Below are 17,495 nucleotides of genomic sequence, written 5' to 3'. Positions count from 1 at the left end.
TCTCTGCCACAACTGTCGTAGCAACTACGCGTGTTGACGGGAAGTGTCCATGCCAAGACTTTTCGGTTCTCAACGAGATCGATCGAGGATGTTCACCGATACGACTATTACGTGTGCATGCCAGGTCTATTGACAGAACGTCAACTCTGGGCACTCGCCTCCCGGACGCCTCGGAAGCCCCTGGCGAACACATGTTTAAAGAGGGATGTCATCTTGACGGCCCGCCCGGCCTGCGCGACATTGAAGCCCGGCATCCGGCGCGTCGGGGGGCAAAGTCGCCAATGCAGACGTTAGGCATCAAGACACCTTCAACAGGCGGCAACGAGGGCACCACCGAGCAGGCCGGGGCAGGACCGGGGAGGGACCTGTCGCCGCTGCTCGCGGGGGCGGCCACGGCCGTCGGCGCGGTCGGCGCACTGCTCGCGCTCACCGACGCCGGGACCCCGCTGCGCGGTCCGTGCACGCTGTTCTTCCTGGTCGCGGCGCCGGCCACGGGGATCGGGGCGGCGCTGCGCGGGCTGGATCCGTTCGGCCGGGCGCTCAGCGCGCTTGCGGGTGCCGTCGTACTGAACATGCTGGTTGCCCAAGGCATGTTGGCCGTGCACCGCTGGTCGGTCCGGGGTGGGGTCGTCGCGGTGACCGCGCTCAGCCTGCTGCTGCTCCTGGCCGTCCTCACCCGGAGGAAATTCAGTTCGATAAAACACCCGCAAGAGTGACCAACGCAGGCCAAAGTTGTGTAACGGCCAAACCAACAAAAACGTGAGGCCTCGTTCCAGGTCTTGCCATTCTGCTTCAATCGTCAATACCGTCATACATCTCACCCGCATCGGTCCGTCAGCACACGGTTCAGGGGAGGGCTCAGGGCCGTGACGTACCGGCGCGGGGCGCGGTAGGGGGGTGCCGTGCTCGGTGACCGCACTTGTGACCGAGTCGTGCCGCGCGACCGGCTGCCGTTCTTTTCCGGTGGGCCGGCCAGCTTTGCCAGCTCGTCAGCGTGCACGGAGATCAATTCGCCGTGCCGAAGATGAGAACCCCCCTTTCGAACCGGACACAGAGCCGGGCCGCCCAGGGGCGGGCGGTCCACCGGACGAGAGGGACCACACTCATGAGTTCCGTCCTGCATCCGCCCAGTTCGGGCCAGGATCCGTTAATGGCCACCCACTACCGGCCCATCTCCTCTCACCTGGCGATCACTCCGCCGGTGAGCGTGGTGATTCCCGCCATGAATGAGGCGGAGAATCTGCCCTACGTCTTCAAGACCCTTCCGGACTGGATACAGGAAGTCGTTCTTGTGGACGGCAATTCCACCGACGACACCGTCGAGGTGGCCCGTTCGCTGTGGCCGGCGGTGAAGGTCGTCGAACAGCGGGGCAAGGGCAAGGGGGATGCCCTGATCACCGGGTTCGAGGCGTGCAGCGGCGACATCATCGTGATGGTCGACGCGGACGGCTCGGCCGACGGCAACGAGATCGTGTCGTACGTCTCCGCGCTCGTCTCGGGCGCCGACTTCGCAAAGGGCTCCCGCTTCGCCAACGGCGGCGGCACCGACGACATGACCTTCATCCGCAAACTCGGCAACTGGGCGCTGTGCACCGTCGTCAACCGCAAGTTCGGCGCCCGCTACACCGACCTCTGCTACGGATACAACGCGTTCTGGCGGCACTGCCTCGACAAGATCGACCTCGACTGCACCGGCTTCGAGGTCGAGACGCTGATGAACATCAGAGTGGTCAAGGCGGGGCTGAAGGTGCAGGAGATCCCCAGCCACGAGTACCTCCGCATCCACGGCACGAGCAACCTGCGGGCCGTGCGGGACGGGTTGCGGGTGCTGAAGGTCATCCTCAAGGAACGCTCCAACCGGCGGGAGCTGCGCCGCCAGGAACACCACTCCCCGCTGCTCGACTCGGTCCGGGGAGAGGTGTCTTGAGAGATCCCGGCATCTCCGTCGTGATCTGCGTGTACACCGAGGACCGCTGGGAGGACATCCTCGCGGCGGTCTCCTCGGTGCGCGCGCAGTCGTATCCGGCGCTGGAGACGCTCCTGGTCGTGGACCACAACGCCGCCCTGCTGGAGCGGCTGGCCCGGGAGCACGAGCAGGCCGCCGACGTGCGGGTGCTGGCCAACCGGGGTCCGCGCGGTCTGTCGGCAGGCCGCAACACCGGTATCGCCGCCTCCCGCGGCGAGGTGATCGCCTTCCTGGACGACGACGCCGTGGCCGAACGGGACTGGCTGTGCCGCTTCGCCGAGGGGTACGCCGACCCGCGCGTGATGGCGGTCGGCGGCCGTACGGTCCCGGTGTGGGCGTCGGGCCGGCGTCCGGCCTGGTTCCCCGAGGAGTTCGACTGGGTGGTGGGCTGCACCTACCGGGGGCTGCCGCCGGGCCGCGTCCGGGTCCGTAACGTCCTCGGCGGAAACGCTTCGTTCCGGCGGACGGCGTTCGAGGCGGCGGGAGGTTTCGCCACCGGCATCGGCCGGGACGGCGACCGGCGACCGCTGGGCTGCGAGGAGACGGAACTGTGCATCCGCCTCACCCGGGCCCGCCCCGACGCCGTACTGCTCATCGACGACCGCGCGGTCATCCACCACCGGGTGCCCGGGCCGCGTGAGCACTTCGCCTACTTCCGCACCCGCACCTACGCCGAGGGCCTGTCGAAGGCCCTGGTGGCGAGGAGCGTCGGCGCCGGCAAGGGGCTGGAGTCCGAACGCCGTTACACCACCCGGGTACTGCCCGCCGGGGTAGCCCGGGGTGTGCGTGACGCGCTGCTCGCCCGGCCGGGCGGCGCGGGCCGCGCGGGCGCGATCGTCGCGGGCGTGCTGACGGCCGCGGGCGGTTACGTGGTGGGCAGTGTGCGGGCACGGCGGGGCGGGTCGGCGTTCTCCGTCGTACGGATCGAAGGGGAACGCCCATGAGCCGTGCGGGCGTACGGATCGAGGGGGAACGCCCATGAGTGACACTCCCGTACCGATTCTCATGTACCACGCGGTGGCGAGCGCACCCAACGACGCCACCCGGGCCCTGTCGGTCGCCCCGGAGGCGTTCGCCGAGCAGATGGCGCTCATCGGCGACCTGGGGCTGACCCCGGTGACGACCGCCGACCTCGCGGCGCGCTGGCGGTACGGCCGCCCGCTGCCCGGCCGGCCGGTGCTGATCACCTTCGACGACGGCTACGAGGGCGTCCACCGGCATGCCCTGCCCGTGCTCGCCAAGCACGGTTTCCCGGCCACGCTGTTCGTCTCCACCGGCTGGATCAAGGGCGCGTACGACACCGGAGGCGGCCTGGACACCATGCTCGACTGGCAGCAGGTGCGCGACCTCGCGGACACCGGCGTCGAGATCGGCGGCCACAGCCACACCCATCCGCAGCTCGATCAGCTCTGCGACCGGGCGCTGCGCGCGGAGCTGGCGCGCAGCACGGAGATCCTCACCGGTGAACTCGGCTCCCGGCCCGCGTCCTTCGCCTACCCCTACGGCTACTCCAGCCGCCGGGTGCGGCAGGCCGTGCGGGAGGCCCGGTACGCCCAGGCGCTCGCCGTCGGCAACGGGCTCGCCCGCCGCCGCCAGGGGCCGTACGCCCTGCGGCGCGTCACCGTCCGCCGCGGCACGGGTGTCGAGGAGTTCGAGCGGCTGCTCCAGGGCCGCGCGATCGCTCGCAACTTCGCCCGGGACCGCGCCCTCACCAAGGGCTACGCCCTCGTCCGCAGAGCACGCCAGGTCCGCCGGAAGGCCATCAGCTCCCGTGTCTGACACGACCACCACCACCGAGGCCGCGACGCCCGGGACCGAGGCGCCCGAACAGTCCGGGCGCCGGCTGCGCCTGCCCGGGGCGGGCCGGTCGGCCGGCGGCAACCAGCTGTTCCGCAACGCCTACGCGCTGATGCTCAACACCGGCATCTCCGCCGTCCTCGGGCTCGGCTTCTGGCTGGCCGCGGCGCGCTACTACTCCGAGTCGGCGGTCGGCCAGGGCTCCGCCGCCATCGCCGCGATGAAGCTGCTCGCCGGGCTGACCGCGGTGACCCTGACCGGTGCCCTGGCCCGCTTCATCCCGGTGGCCGGCGCGCGCACCGGACGGCTCATCTTTCGGACCTACGCGGGCAGTTCGCTGATCGTGGCGCTGGCGGCAGGCGCCTTCCTGCTCACCCTGGACGTGTGGGGGCCGTCGTACCGCTTCCTGCACGGACCGGTAAACGCCCTCGGCTTCGTCGCGGCCGTCGTCGCCTGGAACCTGCTCACCCTCCAGGACGGTGTGCTGACCGGGCTGCGCAGCGCGCCCTGGGTGCCGGTGGGCAACACCGTGTTCTCGGCGGTGAAGCTGGGGCTGCTCGTCGCGTTCGCCGTGGCGATCCCGGCCACCGGCGTCTTCGTGTCCTGGATCGCCGCGATCGCCACCTCGGCGGTGCCGCTGGGCTGGCTGGTGTTCCGGCGGCTGGTCCCGCGGCACGTGAAGGCGACCGCGGAGCATGCCAGGCCGCCCACGCTGAGGGAGATCGGCAGATTCCTGGCCGGGGACTACACCGGGTCCCTCTTCTCGCTCGCCGTGGTCTACCTCGTCCCGGTGATCATCGCGTCGCAGGTCACCTCCGAGGACAACGCGTACTTCTACATCACCACGACCATCGGCGGCACGACCAACCTGCTCGCCATCAACATGGGCGCGTCGCTGACGGTCGAGGGCTCGCACGACCCGGGGCGGCTCGCCGCCAACACCCGCGCCGCGCTGAAGCGGATGGCCCGGATCATGCTGCCGATCGCGGGCGTGCTGTTCGTCGGCGCACCCTGGATCCTGGGCGTCTTCGGCGACGGCTACGCCGACGCGGCGACCCCGCTGCTGCGCTGGTTCGCGGTCGGCGCGGTGCTGCGGGTCGTGATGGAGACGCACTTCGCGGTGCTGCGCGCACAGAGCCGGACCGCCGGACTCGCCTGGCTGCAGGGCCTGTTGTGCGTGCTGGTGCTCGGCCTGACGCTGCTGCTCCTGCCCCGCATGGGCCTGACCGGCGCGGGTGTCGCCGAGATCTCCAGCCTCGCCGTGATCGTGACGATCGCGGCCCCGAAGCTGTGGAAGACGGTCCGGGCCGCTCCCGCCGCCGTGCCGGAGACGGCGGCGCCGGACGGGGACCTCGCCGACCTGGGGGCGCGGGAAGTCCCGGCCGACGCCCCGCCACGCCGGCACAGCCCGGCCTGGGCGCTGGACAACGACACCCTCGCCCTCGGCATCCACGTCGACTTCGACCACGTCGAACGCCGGCCGGACGTCCGCCCGGGCCCCGGCACCCCACCGGCCGGCGTACCCGTGCCGCGCCCGGTCGAGGAGCCGGAGCCGGGCGCCGAGGCGTCGCTCGGTCCGGCCGAGGCGGCGCTGCTGCGGGAGGCCGAGGCCGACGCTCCGTTCACGGATGCGGCACGGTCGCGGGAGGTGGAGGTCGACGCGCCGTTCGCGGATGCGGCGGCCGAGGACCGCGTGCCGGACGAGGCCGTACCCGAGGAGCCGGCACCGTCTGCGCCGGCCGGCCGTCTGCTGCCCACCCGCTCCGGGGTCGTCCTCGGCTGTCTGCTGATCGCCGCGCTCCTGCTGTACTGGGTGCCCGCGCTGCGGCTCGGCGAGGCCGACCTGGACGCCATGGGCGGCCTCGGCCTGGTCTCGGTGCTGCCGCTGCCCACGCTGGTGGGAGCCGCGCTGCTGATCACGGTGTTCGCCTCGCTGCTCCGGCTGCGCCGCGAGCACCGGGCGCTGCTGCTGGTCACGCTGCTGGCGACCGTGGTGTCCCTGCACGCGCTGCCGGCGATGCTGGAGACCGAGCCGCGGTTCGCGACCGCCTGGCAGCACCTCGGGTTCATCGACTACATCGACCGCACCGGGTCCGCGGTGCCGGACCTGGACGCCCGCTGGAGCTGGCCGGGCTTCTTCGCGGCGGCCGCGTTCGTCTCCAGGGCGTGCGGGATCGACGACTTCACGGAGATCATCCGCTGGTGGCCTACGGCCCTCCAACTCGCCTACCTGGCACCGATGTTCCTGCTGACCCGCGCCCTGCGGGCGAGCTGGCGGGCCAAGTGGACCGGTATCTGGATCTTCGTCCTGAGCGGCTGGGTCGGCCAGGACTACTTCTCCCCGCAGGGCTTCACCTACCTGCTGTACCTCGTCTTCGTGGCGATCCTGCTCGTGTGGTTCCGTGCTCCCCACGTGATCTGGACGAGGTACCGCCCGGGCGAGGCCGAGGTGGAACCCGCCGACCGGAGCCGGCGGGCCGTGCTGCTGCTGGTGCTGATCGGCCTGTACGCGGCGAGCGTCCCGGCGCACCAGCTCACCCCGTTCGTGATGCTCGGTGTCCTCGCGGCCCTGGTGCTGCTCGGGCGGTCGGAGCTGCGCGGCCTGCCCATCCTGTTCGCCGTGCTGGTCGCGGCCTGGGTCGGCTTCATGGCCGAGCCGTACTGGTCCGGGCACTTCGACGACCTCTTCGGCGGGGTCGGCGGGGTCGGCAGCAACGTCTCGACCTCCGTCTCCGGCCGTATCCAGGGCGGGAGTTCGACGCACAAACTGGTCCTGTACACCCGGGTCCTGCTGGCCGGCTCCGTGATGGCCTGCGCCTGCTGGGGCTGGTGGCGCAGACGCTTCCACAAGTACCGGGAGCGGTCGCTGCTGGTGCTCACCTTCGTGCCGTTCCTGGGCTTCGGCATGCAGTCCTACGGCGGTGAGATGGCGCTGCGCGTCTTCATGTTCGCCCTGCCGGGCGCGGCCCTGCTCGGCGCCCTCGCCCTCTTCCCGCGCACCGGCGTCCCCGCCGAGGAACGCGAGAAGGACCGGGTCGGTCTCGCCCCGCTGGCCGCCCTGCTGGCCGGACTGCTGCTGATGGGCGGTTTCCTGGTGGCCCGGTGGGGCAACGAGCCGTTCGAGCGGACCCGGCCCGGCGAGGTCGCGGCCATGGACTGGGTGTACGCACACGACCGGCCCACGGTACGGCTGCTGTGGCTCACCCAGGACCCGGTCAACGACGTGACCCCGGCGATGCCGTGGGGCGCGCGGGACATGGAACGGGTGAACTACGTGCCGACGCAGGCACCGGTCGACCCGGTGCTGGTGTCGGGCCTGGTCAAGGCGCTCAAGGACGCGGGGCCGAACTCGTACCTGATGGTCAACGAGAGTCAGGTCACCTATCTGGAGCTGGACGCGGGCTACTCGGCGACCTGGGAGTCCCGGCTGATCCACAACCTGGACAACCGGCAGGAGCTGACGAAGGTCCTGGTCAACGACGACGTCACCGTGTACGCGATGCACAAGCGGCCGGCGGGCGCGGTGCCGAAGCCCGATCCGGGGCCCATCGGGCCGCAGGTGACCTGGACGTCCTGGTCGGTGGTCGGCGCGCTGGCCGCCGTGGCGCTGATCCTGCTGCTCACCGCCCGCGAGGTGGTGCGGGTCGCGGCACGGCCGGGTGTACGGCAACTGCGCCGGCTGCAGGGCAGCTTCTGGTTCTCGCTGCCGCTGCTCGCGGTGCTGCTGGCCTCGCTGGTGCAGCGGTTCCTGACCATGAAGTGACGGGTGCGGGGCGGGTGGCTCGGCGGGCGGCGCGGGGTGGGCGGCTCAGCGGTCGAGCCACTTCACCTCGTACGCGTGCATGTCGAACCGCTTACCGTCGACCTGTGCGCTGATCGTCCGGTCCAGGGTGTTGACCACCAGGATCGTGCCGGCCGTGGCGAGGACCCGGACGTTGGGCACGTCGTCCCGGGCGACGGACACGGTCTCGTACCTGGCGCCCGCCGGGAAGGCCTTGCCGAACCGGGACACCAGGTCGTACATGGGCAGTTCCTTCCCGCCGCCTGAGGTGCCGGTGGGCGTCCACAGGCATCCGGGGCAGTCGGCGCCCTTCTCCTCCTCCGGGTTCCAGTAGAAGCCGGAGGAGGCGCCGCCCCTGGCCATGGCGATCAGCCCGGCGGCGTGGACGGCGAGGCGGTGGGCCTCGGACCAGCCCCTTCGTTCGTCGTTGCCGTCGGCGGGCTCGACGTAGTACTCGGCCCACCACAGGGGCAGGCCGTGGGTCTGCCGCCGGATCCACTCGCCCACCGCGGTCAGCTTGTCGGTGGCCGCGAACTCGTCGGGCAGCAGCTCGTCGTCGTTGGTGTAGCTGGAGCCGTCGACGACCACGAAGTCGGCCCCGGCCTTGTGGCGGTTCCAGTAGGCGAAGGCGTCGAGGACCCGCTGGTCCATGGCGCCCCAGGGGCCCTTCAGCGCGTCGGAGGCCTTCTGGTCGCGCGGGTCGAGGCTGTCCATGACCAGGTACGGGCCGCCGACCATGATGTCCTTGTCGACCTTCTTCAGCGCCTTGTGGACGAGGTTGTACATCTTCGTGTAGCCCTCGTAGTCCCAGCGGCCCCGGGCGTTGTTCCAGAAGCCCTTGAACTCGTTCCACACGATGAAGTGGCGTACGTCCGGATAGCGCCTGGCGACGGTCGCGGCCAGGTCGGCGAAGTCCTGGTAGTGGTCCGGAGTGGGCGCGGTCTCCAGGGCGGACCGGCTCCAGTCGGTGTTGCCGACGCCGGACCTGCCGCCCTTCATCCAGTCCGGTGAGCAGCACAGCGTGACCACCGGGGTGCCGCCCGACCTGCGGATGAAGTCGATGCGGCGGTCCATCGCCGCGAAGTCGTAATGTCCCTTCACCGGCTCGGGGTTGTCGGCGCCCCAGCCCATGATCGCCTGGTCCTGCGGCAGGCCGGCGTCCTTCGCCAGCAGCTGCTCGACCCGCTCGACGGCCGGGTCGCCGCCCTCGTCGGCGCTGTACTGGGTGTGGGTGAAGCCCCAGCCCACGTCCGGATGCGGGCGCCGGGGCGGAGTCGCCGGCGTGCCGTGCACCTTGTCACCGTCGCGCGAGGTGCCGGCGGTGCTCGCGCCGCCCCCGGGAAGCGTGTTGATCAGGGTCACCACCAGGGCCAGGGCGGCCACTCCCACTCCGAGCAGGGCGGTGAGCCGCCACCGCCGAGCCCCCGTATACCACTCATGACGTCCCATCAAGGACAACAGTAATGGCGGAAACCGCCTACGGGGCAGCTCTTGGGAACACCCTGAACAAGCGGCGGAAATGCCGTGCGCGGAGGGCATCGGTGCCGGATCATGGCGGCATGTCTGCGAACCCACACGACGCTCTGCCGATCCGGCTCCACGTCGACGACTCCGACTCGCCGTCCGACGTCGTCGACGCGCTGTTCCTCGGCCGCTTCGCGACGGGCGAGCAGCCGTACTCGCACGCGGCGAACATCGACCGGGTGCGCTCCGGCGCGACCCTGCTGCCGGAGGACGCCCGGGTGCTGCGGGTCGCCCGCGACGACGACCGCAGCGCGACCCTCGCCGAGGGCGACGGCTGGACCCTGCTGGTCTCCCGCTGGAACCGCGGCGCGGACGTCACGGTCACCGCGACCACCGCCGAGCTGGCGAAGACCATCCTCGACCGGGCCACGGACGGCGCGGCCGACGAGCCCGAGCCGCAGCCGGAGAACGTCACCATGGGCTTCTGGTACGTCTCCCCGCGGCGCGGCCCGCACCGCACCACCCGCCAGATCTCCGCGGGCACCTGGGACGAGGTCCGGCCCAACTACACGGCCCCGGTGGCGGACGCGATGGACCGCCTGATGAAGACGACCCCCGAGGACATCGCGGGCCGGCTGCTCCTGCTGCACGGCCCGCCCGGGACGGGCAAGACCTCCGCCCTGCGCACCCTCGCCCGCTCCTGGCGGGACTGGTGCCAGGTGGACTGCGTGCTCGACCCGGAGCGGCTCTTCTCCGACGTCGGCTATCTGATGGACATCGCGATCGGCGAGGAGGACAGCGCGGGCAAGGCGCGCTGGCGTCTGCTCCTGCTGGAGGACTGCGACGAGCTGATCCGCGGCGAGGCCAAGCACACCGCGGGCCAGGCCCTGTCCCGGCTGCTCAACCTCACCGACGGCTTGCTCGGCCAGGGCCGCAACGTGCTGGTCGGCGTCACCACCAACGAGGACCTGGAGCGCCTGCACCCGGCCGTGGTCCGCCCGGGCCGCTGCCTGGCGCGCATCGAGGTGGGCCCGCTGACCCGCGGGGAGGCGGTGAACTGGCTGGGCGGCGAGGCCGCCGGACAGGACGCCGTCGGCCGGGACGGCGCGACGCTCGCCGAGCTGTACGCCCTGCGCCGGGGTGCCGGGCCGACGTCGGTGCCGGGGGCGCGGGACGGGGCGGACGCGGGGCTGTACCTGTAGTGCTTTGATGGTGCCATGACCTTGTTCGTCGGCACCTCGGGGTGGCAGTACAAGGACTGGCGGGACGTCGTGTACCCGTCGGGCGTGCCGGCGCGGCTGTGGCTGGAGGAGTACACACGGCTCTTCGCGACCGTGGAGATCAACAACGCGTTCTACCGGCTGCCGTCCCGGGAGAACTTCGCGGCCTGGCGTGACCGCGTCCCGCCGGACTTCGTGGTCGCGGTCAAGGCGAGCCGGTTTCTGACCCACATCAAGCGCCTGAAGGAGCCCGAGGAACCGGTCGACCGTCTGATGACCCACGCGGCGGGCCTCGGCGACCGTCTCGGGCCGGTCCTCCTGCAGCTGCCGCCGAACCTGCGCGTGGACCCGCCCCTGCTGGACGCCTGCCTGGCCTGCTTCCCACGGGGTACGAGGGTCGCGGTCGAGCCGCGCCACGACTCCTGGTGGTCGCCGGACGTGCGCAAACTCCTCGAGTCCCGGAGGGCGGCCCTGTGCTGGGCGGACGTCCAGGCCCGCCCGGTGACCCCGCTGTGGCGCACGACCGACTGGGGGTACGTCCGTTTCCACCAGGGACGCGCCCGGCCGTGGCCGCGCTACGGCAAACGGTCCCTGGAGACCTGGGTGGACCGGATCGCGACGACGTGGTCCGACAGGGAGGACGTCCACGCGTACTTCAACAACGATCCGGGCGGGGCGGCGGTGGAGGACGCGGTGGTCTTCGGGAGGGCGGCGGGCCGGGCGGGGCTGACGGTGACGCGGACACCGGAACCGGCGGCACACCGCTGACTCGCTTCCGCCACCGCGACGCTCGGCCCCGACGGCGTTCTGCGGCGGTACGGAACTCTCCTCACCCCTCTCCGTAAGCCGCCCGCAGGGCGTCCCGTACCGCGGCCAGCGCCTCCTCCTCCCCCAGCCCGAGCCTGCGCGCCCGCTCCGCGTAGGCCTGGGCGGCCAGCGAAGCCTCACGTACCGCGGCCGGGCCGGCGGCGGCCACGAACGTTCCGTTGCGCCCCCGCGTCTCGATCACCCCGTCGCTCTCCAGCGCCTTGTACGCCTTGGCCACCGTGTTCACCGCGAGCCCCAGCGACTCGGCCAGCCCGCGCACGGTCGGCAGCCGGTACCCCACCGGCAGCGCCCCGGACCGCGCCTGCTCGGAAATCTGCGCCCGCACCTGCTCGTACGGCGGCGCGCTGTCATCGATGTGGATCTTCAGGCTCACAAGACCGATTGTCCCGTACCCGGCGGAAAATGAGAGGCATCCCCGGCAGACATCCCCGTACGGTGCCTCCCCATGACAGTGATCGTGCGTGACCTCCGTCCCGACGTCCCGGCCGACACCGAGGGCTATGCCCGGGTGCGCCATCTCGCCCTCCCGTACATCCTGTTCACCCCGGACTCGGTGCGCCACATGCACATCCACAGCCACCCCGACGCCCACTTCCGCGCACTGATCGCCGTCGAGGACGGCGAGGTGATCGGCTCGGCCGGGGTCTCCCTCGTGCACGACAGCCCGGAGCCGGGCCAGGGATACCTGAACATCTACGTCCGCCCGGACCGGACCCACCGGGGTGCCGGCCGGCTGCTCGTCCGGGCCGCCGAGGAGCATCTCGCCGCGATCGGCGCGACCAAGCTGTACACGTGGGTCCTCGACGAGCCCGGCAACCGTGACTTCGCCGAACGGCACGGCTACACGAGGGGCCGCCCCGCGCACTTCCTCCGGCTCGACCTGGCGCACGGCACCCTGCCGCCGCTCCCGGAGGTGCCGCCGGGCGTGGAGCTGCGCACGGCGGCCGACTTCGCGGACGACCCGCGGCCGCTGTTCGACCTGGACGCGGAGACGGTGTCGGACGAACCCGGCGAGGTCGACATCGAGTTCACCGACTACGACGCCTGGCTGGAGCAGGCGTGGCGGCATCCGCTGCTGCACCCCGAGCTGACCATGGCCGCGGTCGTCGACGGCCGCCCGGTGGCCTTCAGCGTGGCCTACACCGACGGCGGCACCCGCTACTCCACCGCCATGACCGGTACCGCCCGCGCCCACCGCGGTCGTGGCCTGGCCAAGCTCGCCAAGATCCACTCCCTGTACCGGGCCCGCGCCGCCGGCATCACCGAGGCCTTCACCGGCAACGACGCGGGCAACGACCCGATGATCGCGATCAACAAGTGGCTCGGGTACGAGATCTGCGCGACGGAGGTGCGCTATGTCCGCGAACTCGGCTGAGCCCGCTCCCCGGGTGGAGGTGGTCCTGGTCAAGGGCGGCCGTACGAAGATCCGTTATCCGGCGGAGCTGCTCCACGACGACGGCGTCCGCGTCTCGGTCCGCGCACCGTGGGCGGGCGAGGGCGACCGCGACTTCGGCTTCGTGCGCTTCGAGGCGGGCGACGTCTTCACCGAGCACTACTGGCGGGACCGCTGGTACTCGGTGAAGGAGGTCCGCGCGGGTGACGGCACCGTCAAGGGCTGGTACTGCGACATCACCCGCCCGGCCGCCCTGTCCGGCAGCGAACTGGTCGTCGAGGACCTCGACCTGGACCTGTGGCGCTCCGCCGACGGCACGGACGTACGGCGCCTGGACGAGGACGAGTTCACCGAGAGCGGGCTGACGGTGACGGATCCCGAGGCCGCGTCCGCCGCCGTGGCGGCACTGGACGAACTGGAGGCGCTGGCCCGCGAGGGTGGTTTCGAGGACCTGCTGGCCTGACGCCTCCGGTGCCCCCGCCCGTCGGCTACACCGTCGCCACCACCGCGTACCGCTCGTCGTCCACCGTCTTCCCCCACAGCAGGGGGTCGTCGGACAGTCGCTCCACACGCACGTCCCGGGCGACCGGCTCCAGGAGAGAGGCGAGCCGGCCGGCGGGTATGCCGACCGGACCGATGGTCCCCCAGACGCCCTCGACCAGCACGAACCGGCCCCGCGGCCGCAGCAGGGTCCGCCAGTGCGCGAGGACGCGCGCGGGATCCGGCAGCGTCCACAGCACGTGCCGGACGAGGACGACGTCGTAGCGCCGCTCCCCGACGGGCGGGGCGGCGGCCTCCCCGCGCAGGACCACCGCGTCCCGGCCGGCGAGCTTGGCCCGGGCACGCTCGACCATGGCCGGGGAGCTGTCCACTCCGGTCACCCGGTGTCCCTGCTCGACCGCGAGGAGCGACAGGCTGCCCGTGCCGCAGCCGAGGTCCAGGACGTCGGCGGGCTGCTCGGGCAGCCAGGACCGCAGCCGCGCGGCCCAGGCCGCCCGCGCCTCGGGCGCGCGCAGGCCGTGGTCCGGCTCGTCGTCGAACCCCGCGGCCTCAGCGTCCCAGTCCACCTCGGAACCCACCGCAACCGTGTACTCACTCCCGTTCGTCATGCCCAAAGAGTGACACCCGCCACTGACAGTCCCGACGTGACAGCCGCCACTGACAGACCGGCACCGATGAGGAACTCTCGCCAAAAGCGTCTATCTCCGTGACAACGCGGAACTCGGTAGGCACTGAAGGAGGCAGCCATGCGCCGTGCGACCGTGCACAAGCCCCTGAAGAGGACGGACAGCCGCCGGCTCCGCGAGGAGGCGGAGGAGCGCCCCGCAGGGCGCCCGGAGGTGCGCAAGGACATCGCACGCACCTGGTGGCCGGACAGCTGACCGCCGAGGGGCCGTCAGTCCAGCCTCTTGCGGTAGTGGATGCGGTCATAGGCACCGTCGACACGGCGTTCCACGATCTGGTAGCCGTACTTCGGATAGATCTTCTGGTTCTCCCACATCATCGCGTTCGTATAGAGCCGGACCTCGTCGAGGCCGAGCGCACGCGCGCGTGCGTCGACGAAACGCAGCAGCCGCCGCCCGACGCCCTGCCCGTGGGCGTCCGGGTGGACGGCGATGCTGTCCAGGAAGAGGTGGTCGGTGAACGCCTCGACCACCACCAGCCCGACGACGGGCCCTCCGGTGACGAACACCTTCCCGGCGGCCACGTTCGCCGCGTGGTCAGCCTCCATGGGCTGCGGCACCACGCCGATGCGCTCGATGTAGTGGCGGTAGGCCGCGTCGGTGACGGCCCGCACGTCCGGCACGTCGCCCGCGACGGCCGGCCGGATCCGCTCGTGGTGCTCGTTCGTCATGCCGGAACGCTACCTACCTGAGCGCAGCCTGAGCACCTCCTTAAGGCGACCATAAGGATCTCCATCGCCCGCCCCCAGCAGGCGATTTCGCGGCTTCTCGGGGCTAGCTTCGGATCACCCCACGGGATCCGGCCGCTCCGGAGAACCGCTTTCGAGGAGTTCCTCATGTCCGCACACCGCAAGGCCGCCGCCGTGGCCGTCGCCGGTCTCGCCCCGCTCGCCCTGACCGCGCTCGCCGCCGCGCCCGCGTCCGCGCACGGCTCGATGGGCGACCCGGTCAGCCGGGTCGCGCAGTGCTACGCGGAGGGACCGGAGAGCCCGAAGTCGGCGGCCTGCGAGGCGGCCGTGGCGGCCGGCGGCACTCAGGCGCTGTACGACTGGAACGGCATCCGGATCGGCGACGCGGCCGGCCGGCACCAGGAGCTGATCCCGGACGGCAAGCTGTGCAGCGCCGGCAACGAGGAGTTCAAGGGGCTGGACCTGGCCCGCGCCGACTGGCCGGCGACGAGCGTGCACAGCGGGTCGTACACCTTCAAGTACCGTGTGACCGCCCCGCACAAGGGCACCTTCAAGGTCTATGCGACCAAGCCCGGGTACGACCCGGCGAAGCCACTGGCCTGGTCCGACCTGGACCTGGCGAACCCGGTCGCGACGGCCACCGACCCGGTACCCTCGGGCGGCTTCTACACCTTCTCGGGCACCCTGCCCGAGCGTACCGGCAGGCAGCTGCTGTACGCGGTCTGGCAGCGCTCGGACAGCCCGGAGGCCTTCTACTCCTGCTCCGACGTCGACTTCGGCAGCGGCAGCGGTGGTACGACCCCGGCGCCGAGCGCCTCCGCGCCCTCCGACCGGCAGATCGAGGACGGTGCCGACAGGTCGACGATCGAGCACCACGGGCACGGGGACGACGACGCGAGCACGTCGGCGGAGCCCACCGCGGCGGTGCGACCGGCCAATGAACCGAAAGTGGCCGGCGCTTCGGAGAACCTCGCCGAGACCGGTGCCTCCACCGGAACCTCGTACGTCGCCATCGGCGGTGCGGCGGCGCTGGCGCTCGGCTCGGCGGCGCTGTTCCTGTCGGTTCGGCGGCGGGCTGCGGGCGACAGCCGGACCGGCCGCTGATCCTCGCGGCGGAACTTCCGGGGCCTGTCCGGCGGCTCAGGTCGGACAGGCCCCGGCGGCGCGTCAGCTGAAGGCCGAAGCGCAGGTGGTGGCGGTCGCGTGGGCCGGGTCGAGGGCGTTGGCCACCTCGTGGAAGGCGATGCGGTCGAACAGGCCGATCGCCACGTGCTCGGACAGGTCCAGCGGGCACAGGTCCTGCAGCAGGACGTTGCGGACGTCCGGGCCGCTCAGGTACTGGTCGCGCCAGGGGGTGGCCACCTCGTCGTACTTGGTGGCGATGACCGTGTAGTGCACTCCGGGTACGGTGTCGCCGCCCGCGTTGAGCTTGGTGAGGAAGGCGGAGCCGGCGATCTGGTCGGCGAGGCCGGGGGTGGTGGCCTTGATGAGGTCCTCGGCGCCGGGGAAGTACGGCAGCAGGTTGGTCAGGCCGTCCAGGTCGGTGCCGTGGTTGTCGGGGGCGAGGCCGACGAGGGCGTTCACCTTGGCGGCTCCGCCGAGGAACTTGAGGTAGTAGCGGGGCATCATGCCGCCCTGGGAGTGGCCTACCAGGTCGGCCCTGGCGGCTCCGGTCGAGGCGAGCACCTTGTCGACGAAGGCGGACAGCTGCCCGGCCGACTGGTCGATGGGGCCGAGGCCGTAGAAGAGGGGAACTCCCGGCAGCTGGCCGTAGTCGAGGGAGTAGACGCAGTATCCGCGGTGCTTCAGATACGGGGCGAGGGACAGCCAGTTGTCGACGGAGTTGCCCAGGGTGCCGTGGACGAGGACGACCGGGCGGGGATGGGCGGCGGAGGGCTTGCAGGAGTAGTCGTTCCAACCGCTGCTGGGTGCGGTGGAGTCGGCATGGGCGGTGGCGGCGGGAACGGCGGCGACGGCGGCGGTCAGGAGCAGCGCGGCGAGGGGTCTGAGCACTCGCTTCCAGGGCAGCATCGTGTGATCTCCTTGCGGCTCAAGGGAGGTGCGACGGCCTTGGGGGGTGTCTTCTGGATCACGCCGGCCCGATCCAGAAGACACCCCCCAACCCTGTGATCCGGATCACGAGGATGCTGTTCACTCGTCAAGTTACGGGCGAGTAGTGCAGCTGTGAAGTTACGCGTCAGTAAAAACTTCCAGTGATAACCAGAGCCTCACTCGACCGCCGACGAACCGTCACCAGGCAGGCCTGACGGGACCGTAGGGCGCGATCTGCGTCAAACACTCCCGCAACATGCCGACTTCACCCTCGCCCAGGAGTTCGACCCACCCCCCGACAGCCTCGGAGGCCGCCGCCTCCGCCGCACGGGTGCAGGCTCGTCCCCGCTCGGTCAGCACGATCAGCCGGGCCCGTGCGTCCCCGGGATGCGGCCGCCGCTCGGCGTACCCCTTGCGCACGATCTCGTCGACCAGCTGACTCGCCGCCTGCTTGGTCACCCCGAGATGGGTGGCGAGGTCGGTGACGGTGGCGCCGTCCGGCGAGAGCCGCGCGAAGGCGAAGCCGTGGGCCGGCCGGAGGTCCGTGAAACCGCGGGCCACGACCCCCTCATGGATGCGCTGCGTGAGGTCACCCGCGACGGCGAGCAGCGCGGCGGACAGGGCCATGGCGTCGGAGTTCTGCACGGAGGCATTGAAACACCCTTGACGGATCGGTCAAGCAGGTTGACCATATAGTCAATCCGCTTGACCATACGGAATGGAGTTCGCATGCCCGTCGTCCGCTCGTCCGAGGCCGTGACCCACGAGATCCACGGCGCCCGCTTCGTCTCGTACGCCACCCCGCTCACCGGCAGCAAGGAGTTGTGCGCCTGGCGCGGGGAGATCCCGGCCGGCACCAGGGCGCCCGCCCACACCGTCAACCGTGAGGAGATCTTCCATCTGCTCGTCGGCGAGCTGCTGATGACGCTCGACGGCCGCACCGAGCGGATCTCGGCCGGTGACACGGTGATCGTCAACCCCGGTGCGACTCTGGCCGTCGAGAACCCCACCGACCACACCGCGATCTCCTGGGTCACCACCTCCATCGGCCTGGAGGCACGGCTGGCCGACGGCTCGCGCATCACGCCTCCCTGGGCCAACTGAGCCGGGGAGCAGGCGCG

At 71.3% G+C, this 17,495-nt stretch carries 18 protein-coding genes; 12 read left to right on the top strand and 6 right to left on the bottom strand.

The window, feature by feature from the left end:
• Positions 1–281 precede the first annotated feature (281 nt).
• The 5 genes from AC07CM_RS13455 to AC07CM_RS13435 all read left to right on the top strand — a co-directional run bounded on the left by AC07CM_RS13455 (position 282) and on the right by AC07CM_RS13435 (position 7,526).
• Complete coding sequence (locus AC07CM_RS13455) at positions 282–716, top strand: hypothetical protein (RefSeq protein WP_478876517.1); 435 nt, start codon at positions 282–284, stop codon at positions 714–716.
• Between the two features lie 389 nt (positions 717–1,105).
• The gene (locus AC07CM_RS13450) at positions 1,106–1,927 is read left to right on the top strand and encodes a glycosyltransferase family 2 protein (protein WP_478876516.1); all 822 of its coding nucleotides are present in this window, start codon (positions 1,106–1,108) and stop codon (positions 1,925–1,927) included.
• On the top strand, positions 1,924–2,910 hold the full coding sequence (locus AC07CM_RS13445) for a glycosyltransferase family 2 protein (RefSeq protein ID WP_478876515.1): 987 nt from the start codon (positions 1,924–1,926) through the stop codon (positions 2,908–2,910). The genes AC07CM_RS13450 and AC07CM_RS13445 overlap by 4 nt, the downstream gene beginning before the upstream one ends.
• Positions 2,911–2,944: 34 nt before the next feature.
• The gene (locus AC07CM_RS13440) at positions 2,945–3,745 is read left to right on the top strand and encodes a polysaccharide deacetylase family protein (protein WP_478876514.1); all 801 of its coding nucleotides are present in this window, start codon (positions 2,945–2,947) and stop codon (positions 3,743–3,745) included.
• Entirely contained in the window at positions 3,738–7,526 is a 3,789-nt protein-coding gene (locus tag AC07CM_RS13435) for a lipopolysaccharide biosynthesis protein (RefSeq protein ID WP_478876513.1), read from the top strand. Before AC07CM_RS13440 ends, AC07CM_RS13435 begins: the two co-directional genes overlap by 8 nt.
• A 45-nt stretch (positions 7,527–7,571) precedes the next feature.
• Here AC07CM_RS13435 and AC07CM_RS13430 read toward each other — a convergent pair whose 3' ends face one another.
• Positions 7,572–8,993: a GH39 family glycosyl hydrolase gene (locus AC07CM_RS13430; protein WP_478876512.1), complete on the bottom strand. Its 1,422-nt coding sequence runs from the start codon at positions 8,991–8,993 to the stop codon at positions 7,572–7,574.
• Between the two features lie 110 nt (positions 8,994–9,103).
• Here AC07CM_RS13430 and AC07CM_RS13425 point away from each other — a divergent pair, with 110 nt between their 5' ends.
• Both AC07CM_RS13425 and AC07CM_RS13420 read left to right on the top strand, forming a co-directional pair.
• Positions 9,104–10,210 (top strand): DUF5925 domain-containing protein, encoded by a 1,107-nt coding sequence (locus AC07CM_RS13425; protein WP_478876511.1) that lies wholly within the window; start codon positions 9,104–9,106, stop codon positions 10,208–10,210.
• A 15-nt stretch (positions 10,211–10,225) separates the two neighbouring features.
• Positions 10,226–10,996: a DUF72 domain-containing protein gene (locus AC07CM_RS13420; protein ID WP_478876510.1), complete on the top strand. Its 771-nt coding sequence runs from the start codon at positions 10,226–10,228 to the stop codon at positions 10,994–10,996.
• Positions 10,997–11,057: 61 nt separating this feature from the next.
• Here AC07CM_RS13420 and AC07CM_RS13415 read toward each other — a convergent pair whose 3' ends face one another.
• The gene (locus tag AC07CM_RS13415; RefSeq protein WP_478876509.1) at positions 11,058–11,429 is read right to left on the bottom strand and encodes a GntR family transcriptional regulator; all 372 of its coding nucleotides are present in this window, start codon (positions 11,427–11,429) and stop codon (positions 11,058–11,060) included.
• 72 nt (positions 11,430–11,501) lie between these two features.
• Here AC07CM_RS13415 and AC07CM_RS13410 point away from each other — a divergent pair, with 72 nt between their 5' ends.
• Together AC07CM_RS13410 and AC07CM_RS13405 are read left to right on the top strand one after the other, a co-directional pair.
• A complete protein-coding gene (locus AC07CM_RS13410; RefSeq protein WP_478876508.1) occupies positions 11,502–12,431 on the top strand; it encodes a GNAT family N-acetyltransferase in 930 nt (309 codons plus the stop codon).
• Positions 12,412–12,912: a ribonuclease FAU-1 family protein gene (locus AC07CM_RS13405; RefSeq protein WP_478876507.1), complete on the top strand. Its 501-nt coding sequence runs from the start codon at positions 12,412–12,414 to the stop codon at positions 12,910–12,912. The genes AC07CM_RS13410 and AC07CM_RS13405 overlap by 20 nt, the downstream gene beginning before the upstream one ends.
• A gap of 25 nt (positions 12,913–12,937) precedes the next feature.
• Here AC07CM_RS13405 and AC07CM_RS13400 read toward each other — a convergent pair whose 3' ends face one another.
• Positions 12,938–13,558: a class I SAM-dependent methyltransferase gene (locus tag AC07CM_RS13400; protein WP_478876506.1), complete on the bottom strand. Its 621-nt coding sequence runs from the start codon at positions 13,556–13,558 to the stop codon at positions 12,938–12,940.
• A gap of 138 nt (positions 13,559–13,696) precedes the next feature.
• Here AC07CM_RS13400 and AC07CM_RS13395 point away from each other — a divergent pair, with 138 nt between their 5' ends.
• Entirely contained in the window at positions 13,697–13,831 is a 135-nt protein-coding gene (locus AC07CM_RS13395) for a hypothetical protein (RefSeq protein WP_478876505.1), read from the top strand.
• 14 nt (positions 13,832–13,845) lie between these two features.
• Here the strand turns inward: AC07CM_RS13395 and AC07CM_RS13390 are convergent, their stop codons facing one another.
• Positions 13,846–14,304 (bottom strand): GNAT family N-acetyltransferase, encoded by a 459-nt coding sequence (locus tag AC07CM_RS13390; RefSeq protein ID WP_478876504.1) that lies wholly within the window; start codon positions 14,302–14,304, stop codon positions 13,846–13,848.
• A 165-nt stretch (positions 14,305–14,469) separates the two neighbouring features.
• On the opposite strand from AC07CM_RS13390, the gene AC07CM_RS13385 reads away from it, so the two are divergent.
• A complete protein-coding gene (locus AC07CM_RS13385; protein WP_478876503.1) occupies positions 14,470–15,426 on the top strand; it encodes a lytic polysaccharide monooxygenase auxiliary activity family 9 protein in 957 nt (318 codons plus the stop codon).
• Positions 15,427–15,489: 63 nt separating this feature from the next.
• Here AC07CM_RS13385 and AC07CM_RS13380 read toward each other — a convergent pair whose 3' ends face one another.
• Together AC07CM_RS13380 and AC07CM_RS13375 are read right to left on the bottom strand one after the other, a co-directional pair.
• A complete protein-coding gene (locus tag AC07CM_RS13380; RefSeq protein ID WP_478876502.1) occupies positions 15,490–16,353 on the bottom strand; it encodes an esterase/lipase family protein in 864 nt (287 codons plus the stop codon).
• 219 nt (positions 16,354–16,572) lie between these two features.
• Entirely contained in the window at positions 16,573–17,019 is a 447-nt protein-coding gene (locus tag AC07CM_RS13375) for a MarR family winged helix-turn-helix transcriptional regulator (protein ID WP_478876501.1), read from the bottom strand.
• An 84-nt stretch (positions 17,020–17,103) separates the two neighbouring features.
• Here AC07CM_RS13375 and AC07CM_RS13370 point away from each other — a divergent pair, with 84 nt between their 5' ends.
• On the top strand, positions 17,104–17,478 hold the full coding sequence (locus AC07CM_RS13370) for a cupin domain-containing protein (protein WP_478876500.1): 375 nt from the start codon (positions 17,104–17,106) through the stop codon (positions 17,476–17,478).
• Positions 17,479–17,495: the final 17 nt, after the last annotated feature.

The sequence above is a fragment of the Streptomyces sp. NPDC044061 genome, assembly GCF_056434305.1.
This window is presented reverse-complemented; position numbering and strand designations above follow the sequence as displayed.

What these genes read in the sequence shown, in the direction of transcription:
- AC07CM_RS13405 (WP_478876507.1), top strand. Translation starts at nt 12,412, where the DNA reads ATGTCCGCGAACTCGGCTGAGCCCGCTCCCCGGGTGGAGGTGGTCCTG.
- AC07CM_RS13455 (WP_478876517.1), top strand. Translation starts at nt 282, where the DNA reads ATGCAGACGTTAGGCATCAAGACACCTTCAACAGGCGGCAACGAGGGC.
- AC07CM_RS13420 (WP_478876510.1), top strand. Translation starts at nt 10,226, where the DNA reads ATGACCTTGTTCGTCGGCACCTCGGGGTGGCAGTACAAGGACTGGCGG.
- AC07CM_RS13380 (WP_478876502.1), bottom strand. Translation starts at nt 16,353, where the DNA reads ATGCTGCCCTGGAAGCGAGTGCTCAGACCCCTCGCCGCGCTGCTCCTG.
- AC07CM_RS13370 (WP_478876500.1), top strand. Translation starts at nt 17,104, where the DNA reads ATGCCCGTCGTCCGCTCGTCCGAGGCCGTGACCCACGAGATCCACGGC.
- AC07CM_RS13430 (WP_478876512.1), bottom strand. Translation starts at nt 8,993, where the DNA reads ATGGGACGTCATGAGTGGTATACGGGGGCTCGGCGGTGGCGGCTCACC.
- AC07CM_RS13410 (WP_478876508.1), top strand. Translation starts at nt 11,502, where the DNA reads ATGACAGTGATCGTGCGTGACCTCCGTCCCGACGTCCCGGCCGACACC.
- AC07CM_RS13395 (WP_478876505.1), top strand. Translation starts at nt 13,697, where the DNA reads ATGCGCCGTGCGACCGTGCACAAGCCCCTGAAGAGGACGGACAGCCGC.
- AC07CM_RS13450 (WP_478876516.1), top strand. Translation starts at nt 1,106, where the DNA reads ATGAGTTCCGTCCTGCATCCGCCCAGTTCGGGCCAGGATCCGTTAATG.
- AC07CM_RS13440 (WP_478876514.1), top strand. Translation starts at nt 2,945, where the DNA reads ATGAGTGACACTCCCGTACCGATTCTCATGTACCACGCGGTGGCGAGC.
- AC07CM_RS13385 (WP_478876503.1), top strand. Translation starts at nt 14,470, where the DNA reads ATGTCCGCACACCGCAAGGCCGCCGCCGTGGCCGTCGCCGGTCTCGCC.
- AC07CM_RS13400 (WP_478876506.1), bottom strand. Translation starts at nt 13,558, where the DNA reads ATGACGAACGGGAGTGAGTACACGGTTGCGGTGGGTTCCGAGGTGGAC.
- AC07CM_RS13425 (WP_478876511.1), top strand. Translation starts at nt 9,104, where the DNA reads ATGTCTGCGAACCCACACGACGCTCTGCCGATCCGGCTCCACGTCGAC.
- AC07CM_RS13390 (WP_478876504.1), bottom strand. Translation starts at nt 14,304, where the DNA reads ATGACGAACGAGCACCACGAGCGGATCCGGCCGGCCGTCGCGGGCGAC.